General features: G+C 39.3%; 17 protein-coding genes and 1 other RNA gene. 15 read left to right on the forward strand and 3 right to left on the reverse strand.

Features of this window, described 5'->3' with window-relative positions:
* The first annotated feature begins 42 nt into the window (after positions 1–42).
* The 5 genes from ACFSFW_RS08205 to ACFSFW_RS08225 all read left to right on the forward strand — a co-directional run bounded on the left by ACFSFW_RS08205 (position 43) and on the right by ACFSFW_RS08225 (position 5,198).
* Positions 43–1,017: an L-lactate dehydrogenase gene (locus ACFSFW_RS08205; RefSeq protein ID WP_388037022.1), complete on the forward strand. Its 975-nt coding sequence runs from the start codon at positions 43–45 to the stop codon at positions 1,015–1,017.
* Between the two features lie 21 nt (positions 1,018–1,038).
* Positions 1,039–1,815, forward strand: a complete 777-nt coding sequence (locus ACFSFW_RS08210) for a formate/nitrite transporter family protein (RefSeq protein WP_388037024.1) — start codon at positions 1,039–1,041, stop codon at positions 1,813–1,815.
* A gap of 114 nt (positions 1,816–1,929) precedes the next feature.
* Entirely contained in the window at positions 1,930–2,397 is a 468-nt protein-coding gene (gene smpB, locus ACFSFW_RS08215; RefSeq protein ID WP_099361583.1) for an SsrA-binding protein SmpB, read from the forward strand.
* 348 nt (positions 2,398–2,745) lie between these two features.
* Positions 2,746–3,084: a transfer-messenger RNA gene (gene ssrA / locus ACFSFW_RS08220) on the forward strand.
* A 596-nt stretch (positions 3,085–3,680) separates the two neighbouring features.
* Positions 3,681–5,198 carry a fatty acyl-CoA synthetase gene (locus ACFSFW_RS08225; protein ID WP_388037027.1) on the forward strand — a complete coding sequence of 506 codons (1,518 nt, stop codon included), beginning with the start codon at positions 3,681–3,683 and terminating at the stop codon, positions 5,196–5,198.
* Between the two features lie 109 nt (positions 5,199–5,307).
* On the opposite strand, the gene ACFSFW_RS08230 is transcribed toward ACFSFW_RS08225, so the two are convergent.
* Positions 5,308–7,806 (reverse strand): NEW3 domain-containing protein, encoded by a 2,499-nt coding sequence (locus ACFSFW_RS08230; RefSeq protein WP_388037029.1) that lies wholly within the window; start codon positions 7,804–7,806, stop codon positions 5,308–5,310.
* Between the two features lie 352 nt (positions 7,807–8,158).
* Between ACFSFW_RS08230 and ACFSFW_RS08235 the strand changes: the two genes are divergently transcribed.
* From ACFSFW_RS08235 to ACFSFW_RS08265, 7 genes are all read left to right on the forward strand, one after another.
* Positions 8,159–9,364, forward strand: a complete 1,206-nt coding sequence (locus tag ACFSFW_RS08235; RefSeq protein WP_388037032.1) for an ROK family transcriptional regulator — start codon at positions 8,159–8,161, stop codon at positions 9,362–9,364.
* 125 nt (positions 9,365–9,489) lie between these two features.
* On the forward strand, positions 9,490–10,581 hold the full coding sequence (locus ACFSFW_RS08240; RefSeq protein ID WP_388037035.1) for an extracellular solute-binding protein: 1,092 nt from the start codon (positions 9,490–9,492) through the stop codon (positions 10,579–10,581).
* Between the two features lie 86 nt (positions 10,582–10,667).
* Positions 10,668–11,738: an ABC transporter ATP-binding protein gene (locus tag ACFSFW_RS08245; protein WP_388037037.1), complete on the forward strand. Its 1,071-nt coding sequence runs from the start codon at positions 10,668–10,670 to the stop codon at positions 11,736–11,738.
* A gap of 11 nt (positions 11,739–11,749) precedes the next feature.
* Entirely contained in the window at positions 11,750–13,477 is a 1,728-nt protein-coding gene (locus tag ACFSFW_RS08250) for an ABC transporter permease (RefSeq protein ID WP_388037040.1), read from the forward strand.
* 19 nt (positions 13,478–13,496) lie between these two features.
* Entirely contained in the window at positions 13,497–14,249 is a 753-nt protein-coding gene (locus ACFSFW_RS08255; protein WP_388037041.1) for a creatininase family protein, read from the forward strand.
* Position 14,250: 1 nt separating this feature from the next.
* Positions 14,251–15,774: an argininosuccinate lyase gene (gene argH, locus ACFSFW_RS08260; RefSeq protein ID WP_388037044.1), complete on the forward strand. Its 1,524-nt coding sequence runs from the start codon at positions 14,251–14,253 to the stop codon at positions 15,772–15,774.
* On the forward strand, positions 15,767–16,720 hold the full coding sequence (locus ACFSFW_RS08265; protein ID WP_388037047.1) for an N-acetylglucosamine kinase: 954 nt from the start codon (positions 15,767–15,769) through the stop codon (positions 16,718–16,720). The genes argH and ACFSFW_RS08265 overlap by 8 nt, the downstream gene beginning before the upstream one ends.
* 120 nt (positions 16,721–16,840) lie before the next feature.
* Here ACFSFW_RS08265 and ACFSFW_RS08270 read toward each other — a convergent pair whose 3' ends face one another.
* On the reverse strand, positions 16,841–17,056 hold the full coding sequence (locus ACFSFW_RS08270) for a hypothetical protein (RefSeq protein ID WP_388037050.1): 216 nt from the start codon (positions 17,054–17,056) through the stop codon (positions 16,841–16,843).
* Between the two features lie 118 nt (positions 17,057–17,174).
* Positions 17,175–17,774 carry a YitT family protein gene (locus ACFSFW_RS08275; protein WP_388037053.1) on the reverse strand — a complete coding sequence of 200 codons (600 nt, stop codon included), beginning with the start codon at positions 17,772–17,774 and terminating at the stop codon, positions 17,175–17,177.
* A 220-nt stretch (positions 17,775–17,994) separates the two neighbouring features.
* Here ACFSFW_RS08275 and ACFSFW_RS08280 point away from each other — a divergent pair, with 220 nt between their 5' ends.
* The 3 genes from ACFSFW_RS08280 to ACFSFW_RS08290 all read left to right on the forward strand — a co-directional run bounded on the left by ACFSFW_RS08280 (position 17,995) and on the right by ACFSFW_RS08290 (position 20,409).
* On the forward strand, positions 17,995–18,525 hold the full coding sequence (locus tag ACFSFW_RS08280) for a Gmad2 immunoglobulin-like domain-containing protein (RefSeq protein WP_388037055.1): 531 nt from the start codon (positions 17,995–17,997) through the stop codon (positions 18,523–18,525).
* A gap of 221 nt (positions 18,526–18,746) precedes the next feature.
* Positions 18,747–19,607 carry a 3-hydroxyacyl-CoA dehydrogenase family protein gene (locus ACFSFW_RS08285; protein ID WP_388037057.1) on the forward strand — a complete coding sequence of 287 codons (861 nt, stop codon included), beginning with the start codon at positions 18,747–18,749 and terminating at the stop codon, positions 19,605–19,607.
* Positions 19,608–19,632: 25 nt separating this feature from the next.
* Positions 19,633–20,409 carry an enoyl-CoA hydratase/isomerase family protein gene (locus ACFSFW_RS08290; protein WP_388037060.1) on the forward strand — a complete coding sequence of 259 codons (777 nt, stop codon included), beginning with the start codon at positions 19,633–19,635 and terminating at the stop codon, positions 20,407–20,409.
* Positions 20,410–20,418: the final 9 nt, after the last annotated feature.

Raw genomic sequence — 20,418 nt, forward strand, 5'->3', positions numbered from 1 at the left:
TATACTAAAGGTTGTTATTTGAATGACGGGAGGATGAAAAACATGAATATGAAAATAGGGGATCGTGTCAGTCGTGTGGCCCTAATTGGGACTGGTTTTGTTGGCTCAAGTTACGCTTTTGCCTTAATGAACCAAGGAATTGTTAATGAACTCATCATGATTGACGTAAATGAGGAGAAAGCCAAAGGGGACGTACTAGATCTCAATCATGGTAAAGCTTTTACAGGAAATCCTACACTCATTAAATCCGGAAATTACGATGATTGCAAAAACGTGGATCTAGTTGTCATCTGTGCCGGAGCCAATCAAAAGCCTGGAGAAACTAGACTTGACCTTGTAGAAAAAAACCTGAAAATATTTAAAGAAATCGTCGATAAGGTGATGGCAAGTGGATTTGATGGAATCTTTCTTGTCGCCACGAACCCGGTTGATATTTTAACCTATGCTACCTGGAAATATAGCGGGTTACCCAAAGAACGTGTAATAGGTTCTGGAACGATTCTGGATACTGCACGTTTTCGATTCTTATTAGGGGAATATTTTAATGTTGCTCCGAAAAATATTCACGCCTATATTATCGGAGAACATGGTGATAGTGAATTACCTGTGTATAGCTCTGCTTATATAGGTGCGCTCCCAATAAAAAAATATATGGAGCGAAATGAAAAGTATAAAAAAGCAGATTTAGATGAAATCTTTATCCGAGTACGTGACGCAGCTTATGAAATTATCAAAAGTAAAGGAGCAACCTACTACGGAATTGCAATGGGACTAGCTAGAATCACGAAAGCTATATTTTCAAATGAAAATGCTGTGTTAACCGTTTCTGCTCATATGGACGGACAATATGGACAAGAAAATGTATATATTGGAGTGCCTTGCGTGATTAACCGAAATGGTATCCGTGAAATCATGGAACTGGAGTTAAATGAAGAAGAACAACAAAAGTTTGAAAATAGTGCGAATGTGTTGAAAAACATACTTGCACCATATTTTGATGAGGTGAAACCAAGTTAATCCGTTAGCGGGTGAAGATATATGGAAGTAAAGCTACTATCAAGTATTGAAAAGCTAGCACTGTCACGCCGAGATACATTTAAAAGAAGCAGGATCATCTATTTTTTACGGGCCGTATTAGCCAGTATGTTTATTGGGTTTGGGGTAATCGTTGCTTTTCGTACAGGTAATTTCTTTTTTGAGCAACAATCACCAGTCGCCTTTCCTATTGCTGCCATCACATTCGGTGCAGCTATTATCCTCATTGCCTATGGTGGAGGAGATCTATTTACTGGAGATACTTTTTATTACACATATGCAGCACTGCGTAAAATCATGAAGTGGAATGTGGTTGGCCAAATGTGGCTGTACAGCTATATTGGTAACATCATCGGTGCCATTTTCTTTGCATTTTTAATTTACATGACCGGCTTATTTGAGGGTGAATTTGCAAATGAGTTTCTTTTAACGATTGCTAAAAACAAAACACAATTCCCCATTTCTCACCTGTTTTTTCGAGCGATTCTCTGTAACTGGCTTGTTTGCCTTGCCTTCTTTTTACCTTTGGGGATGCAAGGAGACGGACCTAAGATATTTATTATGATGTTATTAGTATTTTGCTTTTTTATCTCTGGATACGAACATAGCATTGCCAATATGTGTACGTTTGCTATTTCGTATGTGATGAATCATCCAGACTCTGTCACTATTAATGGAGTCATCCGCAATTTAATCCCAGTGACCATTGGTAACTTAATAGGTGGAGGTGGATTCATGGCATGGATGTATTTCTACGCGAATAAGGCAAATATTGAGTAACAGATTCAGGGGTGTGAGCTCCTGAATCATTTTATTATTGAGTCAAACCCTTACCTTGTGATGTTGTCCAATTTTTGCTAAAATAAAAGGTACCGTGTTAAGGGGGAAATCAATATGCCAAAAGGTGCAGGCAAGGTAATCGCACAAAACAAAAAAGCAAATCATGATTATTTTATTGAAGAAACTTATGAAACAGGAATTGTTCTTCAAGGGACAGAAATTAAGTCTCTTCGAAATGGCCGAGCCAATTTGAAGGATTCATATGCCCGTGTTCATAACGGTGAAGTATTCCTGTACAACATGCATATTAGCCCTTATGAGCAAGGTAACCGATATAATCATGAACCGCTTCGTACACGTAAGCTTCTTCTTCATAAAAAAGAAATCAACAAACTAATTGGTCTAACAAAAGAAGAAGGTTATGCACTTGTTCCAATCAAAATTTATTTAAAAAATGGATATGCAAAGCTTTTATTAGGTCTTGGTAAAGGTAAGAAAAAATACGACAAACGTGAAGACCTAAAGAAAAAAGAAGCAAAACGTGACATCGAACGTGCTTTCAGAGAAAGACAGAAGATGTAACTTTATTCAGCAGTAGATCCCAAACTCTAATTTGGGATAGATGATAAATCAAAAGTATAACGACTAATCAAAGTTACGGAATGACTGAATAAAGTTAGCCTCCGGCGGATGCCACAGATTTTCAAATGTAATTTTTCGAGCATGCTCGAAAAAATCTGGGCGCAAATACACCGAGGTGCATTTGATTTAAGTAACTTACAATAACTTACAATTGAAATTGTAGGTACATGTGCTATAATAAGACATGAGGTTGACAATTGAATAGTCAACGAAAGCAAAAACACTTCATCCGAAACACCCAGATAACTGGTGATTAAGTTCATCATTATCATTTTATAATGGGGACGCTACGGATTCGACAGGGGTAGTTTGAGCTTAAGTTGCGAGTCGAGGGGATCGGCCTCGTTAAAACGTCAACGCCTATAACTGGCAAAGAAAACAACAACTTCGCTTTAGCTGCTTAATAACAGTCTATAGCGGTTCCTCCCTCCATCGCCCATGTGGTAGGGTCAGGGACTCACTTTAAGTGGGCTACGCCGGAGTTCGCCGTCTGAGGACGAAGGAAGAGAACAACCAGACTAGCTGCTTGGAAGCCTGTCGATAGGCTGATAAGTTAGCGAAACGCTAATATATCGACTACACTCGTAGAAGCTTAAGTGCCAATATCTTTGGACGTGGGTTCGATTAGTAATTAGTCGCCTTATGTGGTAACACATAAGTGATAATCCGGCTTTATCGGTGAAACCTAAGTCGTACTTGATGCGATAAGGCAATGCCGAGCGGTATGTAGAGCAATCTAACAGCCGTGTATCGACTTATAGGCTGCCATGAATCATGGTAGTACTAGGATGTGAAATCCTACCTGACCAGGTACAAATTATATTTCGCATAATACGCCGGAGGACCTGATAACTGCAGGTTCAAGATATAGTCAGTGCCATGACGAAAGCATGGAAAAGCACGTCCCACCGTCTCCACCAAATACATACTTGGTGGTTAAATACGAAATTGACACGGACTCACCGATGATGGTGAGTCCGTTTTACATTTCAAAAAAGAATTCTTCAAACATAAATTTATTTTACCAATAATCCAGCAATATTTTCCGTTTAAACCATTGTAGGGAATCTCTCTCTTCTTGTTGTTAAAGCATGAAAACGCTTTATAAATATATTGACAGCCTAGTAGGAGTAGGCTAATATTCAAAATAAATAGTCTTTATTTTTAGAATATTACATAATTTATAGGTGTGTAAAAATAGACGAGAGAGGACTGATATTGATTTGAGAACAAACACCATAGCCGAGGCCGTACGTCGTACGGCCGCACGGATCCCACATAGTACTGCCATTGTCTTCGGTGACAGGGAATGGATTTACCGTGAACTTGACATGGCGGTCACGCGTATCGCACGTAAACTGCGTGAACAGGGGGTGAAAAAGGGAGATCGAGTCGCGTCCTACGGTAAAAATTCCGATCTGTACGTTCTACTGTTTCTGGCCACAGCACGTATAGGAGCCATTCACGTTCCGGTGAACTTCCAACTCCGAGCCGGGGAACTCGACTATATTCTGGGTGATTCCGATCCATTGTTCGTAATTGCTGACCGAGACCTCGCCAACGCGATTTCTCAGACAAGGTTGAACAGCCATCGGCAGGTATTACGGTTTGAGAACGAAATCCTAGAGTGGGCCTACAGTAACAGTAACCGTCCTGTGGAAGATGATGAGTTTGATGTAGAAGACACGGATGTTGCACAGTTACTCTACACCTCAGGCACCACATCAGACCCAAAGGGTGCAATTATGACGCATCGTGCTCTAATGCACCATTACATAAGTTGCATCCATGGTTTGGACATCAAGGAGTCAGATCGTGCGCTCCACTGCCTGCCTCTTTACCACTCCGCGCAAATGCATGTGTTCATGCTGCCGGCACTGTTGGTGGGTGGCTGGAATAAAGTGCTTCCTGCTCCCAAGGCTGGTGCTGTGCTTGAAGCCATCGAACAGGACGCCATTACATCGTTCTTCGCTGCTCCAACTGTTTGGGTTTCTATCGCGAATCACTCAGATTTGACATCTCGAGATCTCAGTAATCTTCGGAAGGCCTACTATGGAGCTTCGATCATGCCTGGCCCAATACTCGAACGACTTCAGAAGTGTCTGCCAAAGCTCGGTTTCTACAATGTGTATGGCCAGTCCGAGATGGGTCCTGCCTGTACAGTTCTGCGTCCTGAAGAGCATGCGGATCACCCAGGTTCCGCAGGAAGACCAATGCTTTTCGTCGAGGCGCGGGTTGTGGACACCGAAGGTAATTGTGTACCTCCGGGAGAACTTGGCGAAATTGTATACCGTTCACCACAGCTGTGTCTAGGCTACTGGAACAAAAGTGAAGCGACGGCCAAGGCGTTCGCTGGTGGTTGGTTCCACTCTGGAGATCTCGTGAAGCAGGATGAGAAAGGATACATCGAGGTAATCGATCGGGTGAAGGATGTCATCAACACTGGCGGTGTGCTGGTGGCGTCCCGTCAGATAGAGGACTGTATCTACGAGTTGCCCCAGGTCGCTGAAGTCGCAGTTGTCGGTGTACCGGATGAAAAGTGGATCGAGGCAGTCACTGCCTTTGTTGTCATCAAAGCGCCAGTATCTGAGGAGGAGATTCTCCAGCATGTCAGGAACAATCTAGCCAGCTATAAGGTACCAAAGAGGGTCGAGTTTGTGGACGAATTGCCGAGAAACGCTAGCGGCAAAATTCTCAAACGCCAGCTGCGCGATGTTGGAAGCTCAAAGAGCGCTACCTGAGACATTTTTTTGAATCTCTTGTTCTCAGAAATAAATTGTCCAATAAATGTTAAAATACGAAAAAGCTATAGACTCCACGTCTATAGCTTTTCCCAATGTTCCTATATCTTTAATTTTTTGCCCCATAACTAATCAAGTTAGCAAAGATACGATATCCTCCAGGTACTTGAGCACCAATTTGGCGGTAGAACACTAGGTTGGTGTATAGATAAGTACCTTCCCCGTATTCAGCCATTAGGATTCCACTTGTGAATGGGTCCTCGTTAGGGTCTGCCATTGAAACGAATGTTTCATAGTTTTCTGACCATTCCATTGGGAAGTAAAGGCCTCTTTCTTGTACCCAGTTATCCCAGTCATTGTCAGTAATCTTGTTAGGAAAATTAAAGAGATCATGCTCTGGTTGAAGTACATCAACTTTTGCATTTTCATCCGTTACGCGCCAGCGAATGGATGGGGTTCCAATTTTTAAATAGTGAGGTGGTGTTAACTCAGCATCCCATGGATCTGCTGCAGTCACGTATTGCATGACCAAATGTCCACCATTTTCCACATATTCAAGCAATCTTTCATTATTTGCTAGTAGATCCTCTCTACCAAGAGTTGCACGAATCCCCGTAACGATTGTATCGTATTGTGAGAGATCTCCAGTGGCTAAATCTTCTGGAGTTAGCTTTGTAATATCGAACCCTGCATTAATGAAAGAATCAGCAATTGTGTCAAAGCCGCTGTCGATGTAACCAACTTTAAGATTATCTGGTTTTAATAATTCAAAAGCAACACCGTTAATGGCAGCAGGATACATGAAGTAAGAATCATTAATATGCTCATATTTAATTTCTTGTACAGTCGTGTTGTAAGACTTTCCATCTGCTTCTGCGATTGCTGCAATTGTAAAATTACCCTCTGCGACAGTTGAAGGTGGTACTAATGTGAATGATACTACTTTTTCCTCGAATCTTTCTGTGAAGTTTACTTCTCCTACAGCAGGTTCACTCGTCCAGCCTTTTGGTAAGTCCAAAGAAACCTTTGCAGTTTTAGCTCCATTGGCATAGTTTTTCACCTTAACTGAAACTGGGATTTCATCTTGAACATTAGCTGTATTTACCGTAATGTTTACTGGATCCGGTGTAACGCTTAACTCAGGAAGAACACTTACCGTATTATCTAAGTCGATAACAGATGTCGTTTCCACACCATTTTCCTTAAATGTTAACTGTGCTTGAATCGAAGCATGATCATAAGGTTGAAAATACTCTGCATCAGCTGGAACAGTTACATTAAAACTCACAGTCTTTGATTCACCTGGCTTTAAATGCTTTAACTGACTCGCACCTTCATGCTTCCAGTTTTCAGGAGTCAGTAAAGCCGCTTCAATATGATGAATTTTTTGCTTACCGTTATTTGTTACCGTAACCTCTACTTGAGTTTGTTCACCTTGTGTCAATACGTAAGAACCAATTTCACTATCAACAGCTAAGTTTGAAGAGACTAAGCTTACCTGTTGAAGCTGTTCTTCTTTTAGTTCAAGCTTATGAAGCAGGTCATTTTTAAGTGCATCATCTAGTTTACCTGATTTTGTCGTTGAGATTAATTTTTGAACAGAGCGTAAAGCTTTTTGAGACTCAGGTAAAATTGCCTCGCGATTTGGGTAAAGCTCAATAATTTTTTCTAGATTATTTTGCAATATGTCTAATTGCTCGCTGATATTTTTAGCAGGAACGATGTCTGCCCAAGCCTGGAAATCATAAGGTACTCCTGCAAATAAATCAAATGTTTCTGTATCTACTGCTGATTTTTCTAATTTCAGATGTTGTTGCTTTGGTTCAACTGGAATATCACGTCCCATTCCTTGGCTTTTATGTAGGTATCTTGAAGCTTCACCAAGTTGTGGGTAACTCATTCCATAGATTGGATCATAATCGCCGATTTCAATAGATGTTGTAGCTTCGGCTTCTGAAACTGGTAAGTAAAGTTTTTTAATCTGCCAAGGCTCTAACCCATTTTCTAATTGCTCTGGGAAAACAGATGGATCTGCGGCATCTTCAAAAGCTTTAACAGATAAGATATTGATCAATCTGTGATGTCCGTGTTGGCTATCAACATTTAGGAAGGAAGGCATGACAATATCAGGTTGATAGGTTCTAATAAATTTGATAAGACGTTCGTACGTGACGTCCTCTCCCCATTTTTCAAGTGTTTCATCTGGTGATTTGGAAAAACCGAAATCATAAATCGCATCAGAGGTTGTTTCACTTAAGTGATAGGCTTTTACACCATTTACCTTTGCGGCTTCTATCATTTCATTTGAACGAATAATTCCAAGCGCATTTCCTAGTTCGTTTCCGATTGCGTTTTGACCGCCTTCACCGCGGTTAGCTATTAAACTTGCTGTTTTAACACCTAGCCCTCGGGATAAATAGGCTAGAAAATCACTACGTTCATCATCTGGGTGAGCACCTGTGTTTAAGAAAGTGACGGTGGTATCTAGAGGCTTAACTGCATTCCAAAGTTCAACATCGGCTTCACTTTGTTCTTGTGCTAGACTGAGTGGTGGGAATAATGAAGCAAGTAAAAGAATGGACATCAATACATAGAGACATTTCTTCATTTTGTAACCCCTTTCAATTTTAGGTAAAAAAATCTACAAAACTCTCCTTTCTTAGGATTTTTAGTTAGTAATTATAACTAACTAACTAATGATCATACCTTCAATTCGAATTATATATCCTTTCTGAATATTGTAAATATTACCAAATAACTATTTGCTATTTCTTTGTAGGTATAACGTAGGAGGCATATAGTTTTAGGACAAACCGTTGATATAATAGTAATAATCAGCTTTACCAGTGTACTTAGTAAATTTAGAAAATTTAGTATTGTAAACGATATCAAATTGTTATATAGTGTAGTTGAATTAGTTAAACTTACTAACTAACTAAACGAAATAAGGCCGTGATGCTATGAATAGACTACCATCCCATCTTCATGTAAGAACGAATAATAAAAAAATGGTCCTACAATGTATTCGAATTTATCAACCAATTTCAAGGGCAGAAATATCTGAAAAACTAAATATTAGTAAACCGACTGTTTCCTTATTGGTTGATGAACTAGTACGAGAAAATTGGATTCATGAAAAGGGAAATGGTGAATCCTCCTCACAAGGAGGAAGAAGGCCTATTCATCTTTATTTTAATGAAAACGCTGCTTATGTAATTGGAACAGACATTGGAGGCACAAAGGTAAGAATTATTATTTCCGATCTGAATGGAAAGATGCTCTGTTCAACAAGCTTTAGCACAAGTAAGTACTTAGAAAGTGGCTTAGTCAAACAAATACATAAAGAGGTTCAAGAGTTGATTCAAAGTAGTCAACTCGACCCAGCAAAGATATTGGGTATGGGAATAGGCGTACCAGGTATTACAGAAACGGCATCAGGCGTTGTTGTCGAAGCACCAAGTTTAAATTGGGTTCGTTATCCGCTTTTGATGGAGGCAGAACAATATTTTTCTTTCCCAATCTTTGTAGATAATGATGTGAATGTAGCCGTTCTTGGAGAACAATGGTTAGGAAACGCGAAGAATAAGGAAAATGTTTTATTTATAGCCGTCGGAACTGGTATTGGGAGTGGCATTATTATTCAAAATCAGTTATATCGTGGCTCTTCAAATGCGGCTGGGGAATTCGGATATATCGTCACTGATAAGAACGATATAAAAAATGAATTTAAACCCACTTTTCACCGGTATGGATATCTTGAAAGTGTTGCTGGAGGAAAAGCAATTGGAGAAAAGGTAACAAAACTGATTTTGCAACACGAGGGTCACCCTTTGTATAAAGAGGCACTGAATTCTGAAATCACAGGAGAGCAGGCATTTTCACTGGCAAAAGCTGGTGATGAGATTGCCCAAACAGTGGTCGATGAAGCGATTGAACATCTTGCATATGGAATCATTAATGCAGCCACTCTATTAAATCCAGAAATTATCTTATTAGATGGCGGTGTCATGAAATCATCCGATTACATTCTTCCTAAATTACGGCTTATTGTCCAAAGGTATCTTCCGAGTTCGGTTGAATTACAATTGTCGCAATTAGGTGAACATGCAGGCGTGCTTGGAGCTATCTCGCTATTCCTCAGAGAGCATGAAAGTATTTTAAACTAGCTGGAATAGCAGAATACACATCATTTTTCTGCATATTTTATAGCAAGCTCTTATTCTATTCGATTCTTTAGTAGGTCAAATGGTCCTGCTTTTGAATAAATAAAAATGATTTAAGGGGGATTCTTATGTTTAAAAAGAAGCATTTTTTAGTTCTTTTGATTGCAGCATTGATGCTTTTTGTATCAGCATGCTCTGGTAGTTCTTCTACTGAGGAAGAGGAGCCAGCTAAGGGAAATGACGAAGGCAAAACGGAAGAAACAGCTGAAGCAAGTGGTAACCTCGTAATTTATACAGCTCGTGACCAAACAATTGTGGATCAAGTTGTTGGGATGTTCAATGAAAAGTACCCAGATGTTAAGGTTGATGTATTAACAATGGGTGCTCAACAAGTTCTTGAGCGTGTTCGTGGAGAAAAAGCAAATCCACAAGCTGACTTCTGGTGGGGAGGAACGCAATCCGCGTTCATGACAGCAGCAGATGAAGATTTACTTGAATCATTTAAGCCAAGCTTTGATGCTAGTATTCTTCCAGAACACAAGGATGCTGAAGGACGTTGGTATGGTGAAATGCTTTTACCAGAGGTAATCATGATTAACTCTGACATGCTGTCTAAAGAAGAAGCTCCACAAGATTGGGATGATCTTCTAGACCCAAAATGGAAGGATGAAATCATTATCCGTGGTGTATTAGCATCTGGAACGATGAGAACCATCTACTCTGCAATGATTCATGAGCAAGGTGCTGATAATCCAGATGCTGGGTACGAATGGCTTGCAAAATTAGATGCGAATACAAAAGAATATGCACAAGATCCTACTAATCTATACTTAAAGCTTGCTCGTCAAGAGGGATCTATTTCTCTTTGGAACCTTCAAGACATTTTAATCCAAAAAAATCAGCACAACCAACCATTTGATTTCGTGTATCCAGAAAGTGGTGCACCAATCTTAGTTGATGCTGTTGGTCTTGTGAAAAATGCAAAGAACCTTGAGAATGCAAAATTATTCTATGAGTTCTTGTTTGAACCAGAGACACGTACAACATTAGCAGAAGATTTATACCAAATTCCAACTCGTACAGACATCGACAAGTCTACAATGCCAGATTGGTACCAAGAGCTTGAATTGAAGTCATTAGATCTTGATTGGTCAGTAATGGCTGAAAAAGAAGCTGAGTGGATGCAACATTGGGATGAAAATATCAAAGGTAAAAATTAATAAGTTCTTGTAAGAGGGGTGAAGATTTGTTTTCACCCCCTTTTTAAAGGTTAGGAAGTAGTACTTTATACAGCGAGGTGTTTGGTTTGAAAAATGTAAGACTTGATCATGTTAGTAAAATGTTTGGTAAAGCAAAAGGGGTAGAAAACGTAAATATCGATGTAAAACCTGGTGAGTTTTTCACATTTTTAGGTCCATCAGGATGTGGGAAAACAACGACATTGCGGATGATAGCGGGATTTTATTTTCCTACAGAGGGTAAAATTCTGTTTGATAATAAAGATGTAACAACGCTTCAACCAAACAAGCGTAACATTGGTATGGTATTCCAAAACTACGCACTATTCCCACATATGACCGTATTTGAAAATATTGCATTCGGTCTTGAAGTACGTAAATTACCGAAAGCCGTTATTAAAGAAAAGGTAGAAAAAGCACAAAAGCTTGTTCACCTTGATCAATATGGTACGCGTAAAATCAATGAGTTATCTGGTGGACAACAGCAGCGTGTTGCTTTAGCGCGTGCACTCGTTATTGAACCGGATATTCTTCTGCTTGATGAACCACTATCAAACTTAGATGCGAAGCTTCGTGAGGAAACGAGAATTGAGATTAAGAGATTGCAAGTTGAATTAGGTGTCACAACGATCTATGTTACTCATGACCAAACGGAAGCCATGACGATGTCTGATCGCATAATGGTTATGAAAGATGGAGTCGTTCAGCAAATTGGCACTCCTCAAGAAATCTATAATCGTCCTTCCAACCACTTTGTAGCCTCCTTTATTGGAGAATCCAATATTGTTAATGGCGAAGTTGTTGAAATTAATGGTGACGCAGTCAAAGTGAAATTGGAAGAGGATGTTTTCGTAACAGGTTCAATGACTCAATCTGCAAATGGGAAAAAGCTTGTTGTAGGTGAAAAAATCAAATGCTCGATTCGACCGGAAGCATTGCATGAAGGACCAGGTGTGAACCAATTAACAGGCACGGTTCAGCTTGTTGAATTTACAGGAGTCAGTATCAATTATCTTGTGAAAGTAGGATCCAATGTTATAAAGGTCATGATTATTAACAAAGGCAACAAAATTTTAAGTCGCGGTGATTCAATTACCCTTCACGTACCCGAAAATGGAATTTACTTGATAGGCGAATAGGAGGTGAAAGAATGAGTGCGAATCAAAGTACAGTCGTGCAAGAGCACTGGTGGGCACGACTTACCCGTTCAAAATATTTTGTGTATGTGTTAATTTCTCCATTGTTTTTAGTGTTATTAGCTTATGTTATTTATCCGTTTTATCAAACGTTTATTCAATCCGTGGTCGGTGAAGAAGGTGCAAATCTCGAAAATTACCAACGCTTCTTTGGTTTAACAAGTACAGCAAACCTAGAGGCGCTTTGGACAAGTATATATATATCGGTAATAAGTGTAATTACGTGTGCCATTGTTGGTGTCACGATGGCATTTTTAATGGAACGTTACGAATTCCCAGGAAGAAAAATTCTCTCTGTCTTAATTCTAATACCGATGGCGTTACCACCACTAGTTGGGGTACTGTCATTTACCTTCCTTTATGGGGAAAGTGGGATTATTCCAAGAGCTGTCCAAGCGCTATTTAATCTGGAAGAGGTTCCATTTGCCTTAAGAGGTGTCGTTGGGGTAATAGTGGTACACACCTTTACAATGTATACGTATTTTTACTTAACGGCGGCTGCAGCAATCAAAGGGTTAGATCCTTCATTGGAAGAGGCAGCAACAAGCCTTGGATCAGGAAGAATTCGCATTTGGAGAAGGGTAATCCTACCAATGCTGACTCCAGCACTCGTAGCTTCTTCATTACTTGTATTTATGATTTCAATGGCTTCTTATACAGCTCCCTTAATGTTCGGTGTAGAAAGAACCATGACGATGCAAATCTATCTATCTCGTACAAATGGAGATTTAGATATGGCGGCAACGCAATCTACAATTCTATCCATTGTGTCGATTTCGTTCTTAATTTTAATGAGATGGTATCAAGGAAGACGTAACTTCCAAAACCAAAGCAAAGGGATCAGTGTTCATAGAACTGAATTACGTTCCCCATTTGTAAAATACTTATCGATGTTCCTTTCATTTGTTGGGGTTATTATCTTAATGCTTCCAATTCTTGTCCTCGTGCTTATTTCGTTTTCCGTGGACGGGGAATGGACGGTACAGATTATCCCAACTGCGTACACCCTGCAACACTATATTGACCTGTTTACAGATGAACGAACATGGCGTCCAATTTGGAACAGTTTACAGATGAGTTTTGTCGCAACAGCAGGTAATATCCTGTTTGGTGTGGCAGCGGCCTATGCAATGGTTCGGACGAAATTTAAAGGGAAAGCCTTATTAGATATTCTAATCATGGTTCCTTGGGCATTACCTGGTACGGTTGTAGCGGTTAACTTAATTGCAGCATTTAGTGAACCTAACGTATTCAGTTTTAACCAAGTGTTAATCGGAACCTTCTGGATTTTACCTTTGGCTTATTTTGTACGACATTTACCACTTATCTTCCGTTCTACTTCTGCAGCTTTAATGCAAATGGATGAATCAGTAGAGGAAGCAGCGCGAAGCTTAGGTGCCAATTGGTGGTACACATTTAGAAGAGTCGTTGTTCCAATGGCCTTCTCAGGTATTCTTGCTGGTACGTTGCTAGCATTAGTTCAAGGGTTAGGTGAATTCGTTGCTTCAATCCTGATCTATAGTACGTCAACGATGCCACTATCAGTTGCGATATTCCAAAAAATGTACGCTTTCCAATTTGGAACTGCGTGTGCATACGGCGTGCTTCAAATCATTTTAATAATTACAGTTCTATTTATTTCACAAAAGATTACGGATGGAAAAGCAGGCTCCGCAATCTAAGAAGGGGGATATTTTTAATATGAAGGCTAGTGATGTTCACGGAAGAGACTTGAAGACGTTGGAGCAGGCAACATTTGCGGTTGTGCCATTAGGGAGCTTTGAGTACCACGGGCCGCATTCTCCTTTAGGAACTGATATTATCCTTGCTGATGGATTTGCAGATTTAATTGATGATGATCTAGGTGGAGCCGTTTTGCCAACGGTTCCCTATACAGCATGTCCTGGAAAAACTTCTAAATATCAAGGGACGATCCCGATTCGACCAAGTATTATCACCGAATATTTAATTGATATAACGATGGGAATTATCAACCAAGGGATTAAAAGGATCGTTCTTTTAAATGCTCATGATGCCAATATGGGAGTTTCTCGAACAGTCGCTGAATATGTGACAGGGAAACATACGGACGCTAGCTTCTTGTTAATCAACTGGTGGCAGATGGTTGCGATCGATGCTGCTGAAGAGATCGGTTTTGTGGGGACAAAAGGTAGAGGCCATGGTGGCCCATATGAAATGTCCGCGGTAAAAGCATTTCGTCCCGATTTGGTGCATGTACAAGAAGGGGACACAGAATTTAAAGAGGTGACCCCACTTTCTTCTATGCCATATGTTCTAGTAGAAGGAACACCGAGAGCCTGGGATGGCTATACAGGTCTAATTCAACAAACCTCCTATGAAAAAGGAAAGTTAATTGTAGAAAAGGCAGCGGTAAACATGAATGAATTAATCAAAAATTGGATCGCAGATAAAGAAACAGAAGGGATTGACTAGAATGAAAAACTCACTTAGAGATAAGATCATTGAAACTGAAGGTACAGTTTTTCCTTCTAAAACGTATACGTCACTGGTACTTGAACCTGCCTATAATGAGGCAAAGCATCAATTGCTTGATTCAATGATTGAAATCCACAATGCCCATTTAATTATGCTAGTCGAACAAGGGCTCGTTGGAAAAGATGAGGCAAAAAAAATTGCCAAGGCAGTATCTCACCTTGATCAAGATGAAATTCAAAAGAGAAGTTACACTGGCGAATTTGAGGATTTATTTTTTGAAGTCGAGCATGCATTGATTGAAGATGCAGGTGACCTCGCAGGTAACCTGCATATTGCTCGGAGCCGAAATGATATGGGGATTGCCATCTATCGCATGACATTAAGGAAAAAGCTTCTTCCATTAATCGAAAAGGCATTAAAGCTCCGCGAGGCACTAATCGAAATGACGACCGAGCATAAAGAAACAATTATGATTGGATATACACACACGCAACAGGCGCAACCAACAACATTAGCCCATTATTTAAATGCAATGACCGATATGTTGACTCGCGATATTATTCGACTTCAATCTGCATACAAAACTGTAAACCGCAGTAGTATGGGGGCAGCAGCACTCACAACTTCAGGTTTTGCCATTAATAGAGAACGAATGAAGGATTTACTAGGTTTTGAGGATATGATTGATAATGCCTGGGACGCTGTCGCAGGTGCCGACTATATCGCAGAAACAGCAACTGCTGTTCAATTATCAGCCTTAAATCTCGGAAGGTCCATGCAAGATTTCTTATTATGGGGAACACAGGAATATGGCGCTTTTCTTCTTTCTGCCCCATATGTGCAAATCAGTTCAATCATGCCGCAAAAACGAAACCCTGTTTCAATTGAACACATGAGAGCACTTTTATCAAGTGTAGCGGGTGATTGTCAAACAGTATTATTGATGGTTCACAACACTCCATTCGGAGACATTGTCGATACTGAAGATGACATGCAGCCATATATTTGGAAAGCCATCGAGAGACTAGGTGGCATTTATGAGTTGTTGACTTCTGTCTTACTTACAATGGAAGTGAATAAAGAAACCCTTTTAAAACGTGCTAGAGAAAGCTTTGCGAATGTAACAGAATTAGCGGATACAATTGTACGTAGTGATGGTCTATCCTTCCGCCAAGCACATCATGTTGTAAGTTCTACAGTTAAAGAGCTTACAAACCAAGGTAAAACATCGCTAGAATCATTAACACTAGAATTATTAAATGAGCAATCTAAAAAAATAGTTGGCAAGGAATCCACCTTAACAGTAGAAGAATTAAAGCAAGTATTAAGTCCAGAGTATTTTGTTAAAATCCGTGATTTAGAGGGTGGACCAAGTCCAAGTAGAATGGAAAAAACGATCAAAACACGCTTAACTGAACAAGAAGAACTCTCAGCTTGGTTAGATGAAAAACGAGAACATCTTAACAAATCCGCGGCTAAAGTTTCAAGCTTCATAACAGATTGGACTGGAGCCAATGAATAAGAATACCATCGAACTGCTTGCGGTCGATGGGGGTGGAACAAAAACACATGCAGTCCTGGTGGATGCAAATGGAACCATGCTTGGTGAAGGAAGAGCTGGTGCCACAAATTATCATGTAGCAGGGGCTATCAAAGTCAAAGAAGCTTTAGAAAAAGCTATTCTTGCTGCCTTTAAGGATGCAGGGATTGATCCGAGTAATGTGGGTAACGTGCAAAAAGCTGTATTTGCGCTTGCTGGTATTGATACGGACAATGATGAAAAAGAAGTTTCCAGAGTTGTTAAGGATACCGTAAACGGCTTGCCAATTAAGGTTGAAAGATTACAAGTAGAAAATGATTGTCTATCTGCCCTTTTAGGCTCGACCCAAAACAAAGCTGGCGTCCTCTTAATTGCGGGTACAGGCTCAATCGTTTTTGCTCATGATGGCAACAATCGAATTGTCCGTTCCGGTGGATGGGGACACCGATTTGGGGATGAAGGGAGCGGTTATTGGATTGGCAAACAAGCCATTGAATCTGTTCTTAAAATGCAGGATGGTCGTGGAGAAGATACACTGTTAGCCAAGTTAGTATTGGAGAAATTTGATTTTACAAAAATTGAAGAACTATATAATTGGGCTTATAGTGATACATATTCAGTTGATGATGTTGGGGCTCTTGCAACCACAGTGGATGAGGCATTTCGGTTGGGTGATTCAGTAAGTAAACGGATATTAGAGCGTGCTGTAGAGGAACTGCTACTTCTCGTAAATACTGCAGTTAAAAATGCAGGCATCCATCAGACCGAATTTGATTTGATTTTACAAGGTGGCGTTTTTCAACACAACCACTACATAAAAAATCAAGTTCGTAACAGGATTCAGCTTAGTTTTCCAAAAGTAAACATAATTACCACAACAGAAGAACCCATTCAAAGCATAATCAAGCGTGGTTTAAAGTTAATGTAGTTGGAGGAGTTGTATTATTTACCTATCAGAGAAAACTGCCTGCAACCTCCCAAACGAGTTAAAATCTGATTTCCTACACGGTAATGGACCCCTTTTTGTATAAAAGGGGTCCATATTAATTTAAGATTCGTTTGTTGTTTGTGTTTGAAGTGTAGATTGGGCCTGACTTATTAATGTTTGAATCTGAGCAATCTCCTGTGAAGCTGATTTTAAAGCTTCGTTTGCTAAAATTTGGTTTGCAGCTGACTGTTCGATTGCGGAAGTAATCATGTCCTTTGCAATTGAAGCTTGAGCTTCTGCTTGTTTTAATTTATTTGTGTCAAGTTGATTTGCCATTTTACAGCCTCCTACTTTTACTTGTTGTTAAGACAACGATTATATTTTACCTAATTCCGCTTTTTATATGATTGTATTTATTGTAAAAATAAATTAGATAATAGTGGGCATATTGAAATTAAGATCTCGTTTTAAAATCATTATTTTTCAAATTCCAAGTGCAGACACTTGTAGTTATTCCACCAGCTAATATGGTAATAGTAGAAAGTAAGAATGTATCACTAGAAACGAATAAACCCCCAAGACAAATGACAAAAACGTCGATAATCAGAATGATGATCCCTACATTCATTTTCACGATCTCTGAGAAGAACTGGGCTAATAAATCTGTCCCGCCAGTACTTGTTTCAAAGCGAAGCATAATTCCAATACCAAAACCAATCAAGATACCACCAGTAAACGAGCTAAGAATAGGTGAAATATGTAAACGGAGTTGATTTAAGTTATGAAACAGGTCAATGAAAAATGAGGACAGAAGCATACCGTGCAAACTATTAAAAAAATAGGATCGATACTTAAACCATGAGACAATAAAGATAGGAATACTTAAGATCATGATGGTGAAACCAGCGTTGGTATGAAATAAATAACTAATAATTAAACCTAAACCAATAATCCCACCATCTAAAACTTTATTGGGTATTAAGAAAATATTTATCCCTAATGCGATTGTTGTGCTGCCAACAAGGATAGCAAATGCTTTCGTAAAAAATGACATATATAAAGATTTCTCCTGTCTAAATGGACGTGTTCCTATGTATATGCGAAAAATGCACCATTTTGGACAACTTTTTTTCTCGATTACCCAATTAATCATTATGCCTAATATAGCTGAAATTGATAGGAAAGTACTCAAGCTTTAATTGTCCCTAGGTATTTTTTACCTTCAGTTTACGCAGAATAGAAATAGATATAATTTGATATAGGAGAGGTTTTAAATGAAAAAAATTCTATTTCTTATTACCATACTAAGTATTGCCACGATCTTGGCCGCATGTAATCAAAACAATGAATCTAATCAACCTAACGAGAACGAAGAATCGAATGAAACAGAGGAACAAATTGATGACAATAATGATGAAGCATCTGAGGAAGAAGAAAATAATGAAGTAGATGAAAATGAACAAGGTACTGAAAATGATGTAACACTGACGAATGAAGATAAAGTTTACCAGAACAAAATTTTCAAGGATGTAAAAGTGACTGAGACGGATAATGAATTCGTATTTACTGGTAAAGCTCAAGTTTTTGAAGGTGTTTTTGACTATGCAGTTTATGATGGTGAGGAAAAGCTACTTGAAAATCACTATCAAACAGTAGGTGCACCATCTTGGGGTGACTTTGAAATCCCAATTGAGAAAAAATTAATAGCAAATGCAAAAAATGAAGCCAGATTCGAACTCTTTGTTTATTCCGCTAAAGATGGTTCGAAAGAGAATGTATTAACTATTCCACTGACAAATAAATAGATTAACCCAAAAGCTGACTCGATACAGAGTCAGCTGTTTTTTTATTTAAATGCTCAATCTCGCGGGCATTACTTCACCCTTTCCGCTAATTTCCGAAATCTACACCTTCCGATTCCTCTAATTTACGGTAGATAGCATTTTCCTAAAAACACTATAATTAATATGAAAATTGTAAAAATTATGATTTCTATATGAAAAATATACATAACGGAGGGTTTACCATGGAATTTAACCAAATTGGTGTAATTGGTTCAGGAACTATGGGTGGTGCAATTGCTCATCAAGCAGCAATTTGCGGATTTGAGGTAGTGCTAGTAGATGTCGACCAAAGGTTTCTAGATCGTGCACAAGCACGTATGGAAAAATTGATGGATCGTTCCATAAGCAAAGGAAAATTAACCGAAGATGATAAATCAGCCATTCTTTCAAGAATAAAACTAACGACTAGTATGTCTGATGTGAGAGACTGTGATGCCGTCATTGAAGCTATTATTGAAGATTTAGATGCAAAAAAAGATATTTTTCAGCAGCTAGATGAAATATTAAAGCCGGAAGCATTGATTGCATCAAATACTTCCTCCATGTCAATTACCGAACTTGCCAGTAGCACTAACAGACCTGAACAAGTAGCGGGAATGCATTTTTTCAATCCACCACAGGTAATGAAATTAGTAGAAGTTATTAGAGGTTACAAAACGAGCGATGAAACTGTAAGCGTATTCAAGGAATTGGCAATCGCGATGAAAAAAGAGCCGATTGAAGTAAAGAAAGATGTTCCAGGATTTATTGTCAATCGAATTATGATTCCTCAATTTATCGAAGCAATCCGTTTAGTGGAAGAAGGAGTTGCAACTCCAGAAGACATTGATAAGGCAGTTACTTTAGGACTGAATTATCCGATGGGGCCGTTTACTCTACAAGACTATGCAGGAGTCGATATTGGGCTTCATGTTATGGATTATTTTTACGAAGAATTCAAAGATCAACGATTTGCCGCACCCCTTACATTGCGTAATTTAGTTCGCGCAGGCAGGGTTGGAAAGAAAGCAGGAGCAGGCTGGTACGACTATAACGATAAATAATATAGAAAGGTTGTGTTACGAAACAATGGATACAATTCAATACCTTACAAATGACCAACATATTGGGATTGTCTATTTAAATCGCCCTCCATATAACCCGTTAAGTAGCCAAGTATATAAAGAATTATTTACTTTATTCGAGGAGCTAGAGAAGGATTCAGAAGTTCGGGCCATCATTCTTACTGGAAAAGGAGACCGCGCGTTTGCAGCAGGTGCAGATATTAATGAAATGGTCAACTTAGATGGTGCCGACATGATGGAGATGTCAAGAATCTCTCGTCTAGCTTATGACAAAATTGAATCCATCTCAAAGCCGGTGATTGCCGCAGTTAACGGGCTTGCTTTAGGTGGTGGCTGTGAATTAGCACTTGCATGTGATTTCCGAATCGGATCACCAACAACAAAGTTTGGATTACCTGAAATTAATTTAGGCATTATCCCTGGTGGTGGTGGCACGCAACGTCTTCCACGTTTAATTGGTCAAGTGAAAGCGAAAGAATTGCTCTATTTTGGTGAAATGATAGATGCTGAAATAGCACTTGAAGTGGGCTTAGTCAATAAGGTGGTAGAGTCAGATCGTGTACTTGAAGAAGCGATTGAATGGGCTGAAAAATTAGCACAAAAACCACGAATTGCTATGAAAATGTTGAAGACTTCTATTAACCGAGGGACAGAGGTGGATTTACAGGCGGCCTTGGATCTTGAAACGGCTTGTTTCGGAAATGCATTTGCAAGTAAGGATCGTGTTGAAGGCATGAAGTCTTTTGTAGAAAAAAGAAAGCCACAATTTGTTGGAAGGTAAGGTGAAGTA

It is taken from the genome of Ferdinandcohnia salidurans (assembly GCF_042680725.1).
GTDB lineage: Bacteria > Bacillota > Bacilli > Bacillales > Bacillaceae_L > Ferdinandcohnia > Ferdinandcohnia salidurans.

Excerpts from the sequence above, each read along its gene's own strand:
- ACFSFW_RS08240 (WP_388037035.1), top strand. The coding sequence starts at position 9,490 with ATGTTTAAAAAGAAGCATTTTTTAGTTCTTTTGATTGCAGCATTGATG.
- ACFSFW_RS08205 (WP_388037022.1), top strand. The coding sequence starts at position 43 with ATGAATATGAAAATAGGGGATCGTGTCAGTCGTGTGGCCCTAATTGGG.
- ACFSFW_RS08270 (WP_388037050.1), bottom strand. The coding sequence starts at position 17,056 with ATGGCAAATCAACTTGACACAAATAAATTAAAACAAGCAGAAGCTCAA.
- ACFSFW_RS08255 (WP_388037041.1), top strand. The coding sequence starts at position 13,497 with ATGAAGGCTAGTGATGTTCACGGAAGAGACTTGAAGACGTTGGAGCAG.
- argH (WP_388037044.1), top strand. The coding sequence starts at position 14,251 with ATGAAAAACTCACTTAGAGATAAGATCATTGAAACTGAAGGTACAGTT.
- ACFSFW_RS08250 (WP_388037040.1), top strand. The coding sequence starts at position 11,750 with ATGAGTGCGAATCAAAGTACAGTCGTGCAAGAGCACTGGTGGGCACGA.
- ACFSFW_RS08210 (WP_388037024.1), top strand. The coding sequence starts at position 1,039 with ATGGAAGTAAAGCTACTATCAAGTATTGAAAAGCTAGCACTGTCACGC.
- ACFSFW_RS08230 (WP_388037029.1), bottom strand. The coding sequence starts at position 7,806 with ATGAAGAAATGTCTCTATGTATTGATGTCCATTCTTTTACTTGCTTCA.
- ACFSFW_RS08275 (WP_388037053.1), bottom strand. The coding sequence starts at position 17,774 with ATGTCATTTTTTACGAAAGCATTTGCTATCCTTGTTGGCAGCACAACA.
- ACFSFW_RS08280 (WP_388037055.1), top strand. The coding sequence starts at position 17,995 with ATGAAAAAAATTCTATTTCTTATTACCATACTAAGTATTGCCACGATC.
- ACFSFW_RS08265 (WP_388037047.1), top strand. The coding sequence starts at position 15,767 with ATGAATAAGAATACCATCGAACTGCTTGCGGTCGATGGGGGTGGAACA.
- smpB (WP_099361583.1), top strand. The coding sequence starts at position 1,930 with ATGCCAAAAGGTGCAGGCAAGGTAATCGCACAAAACAAAAAAGCAAAT.
- ACFSFW_RS08290 (WP_388037060.1), top strand. The coding sequence starts at position 19,633 with ATGGATACAATTCAATACCTTACAAATGACCAACATATTGGGATTGTC.
- ACFSFW_RS08285 (WP_388037057.1), top strand. The coding sequence starts at position 18,747 with ATGGAATTTAACCAAATTGGTGTAATTGGTTCAGGAACTATGGGTGGT.
- ACFSFW_RS08235 (WP_388037032.1), top strand. The coding sequence starts at position 8,159 with ATGAATAGACTACCATCCCATCTTCATGTAAGAACGAATAATAAAAAA.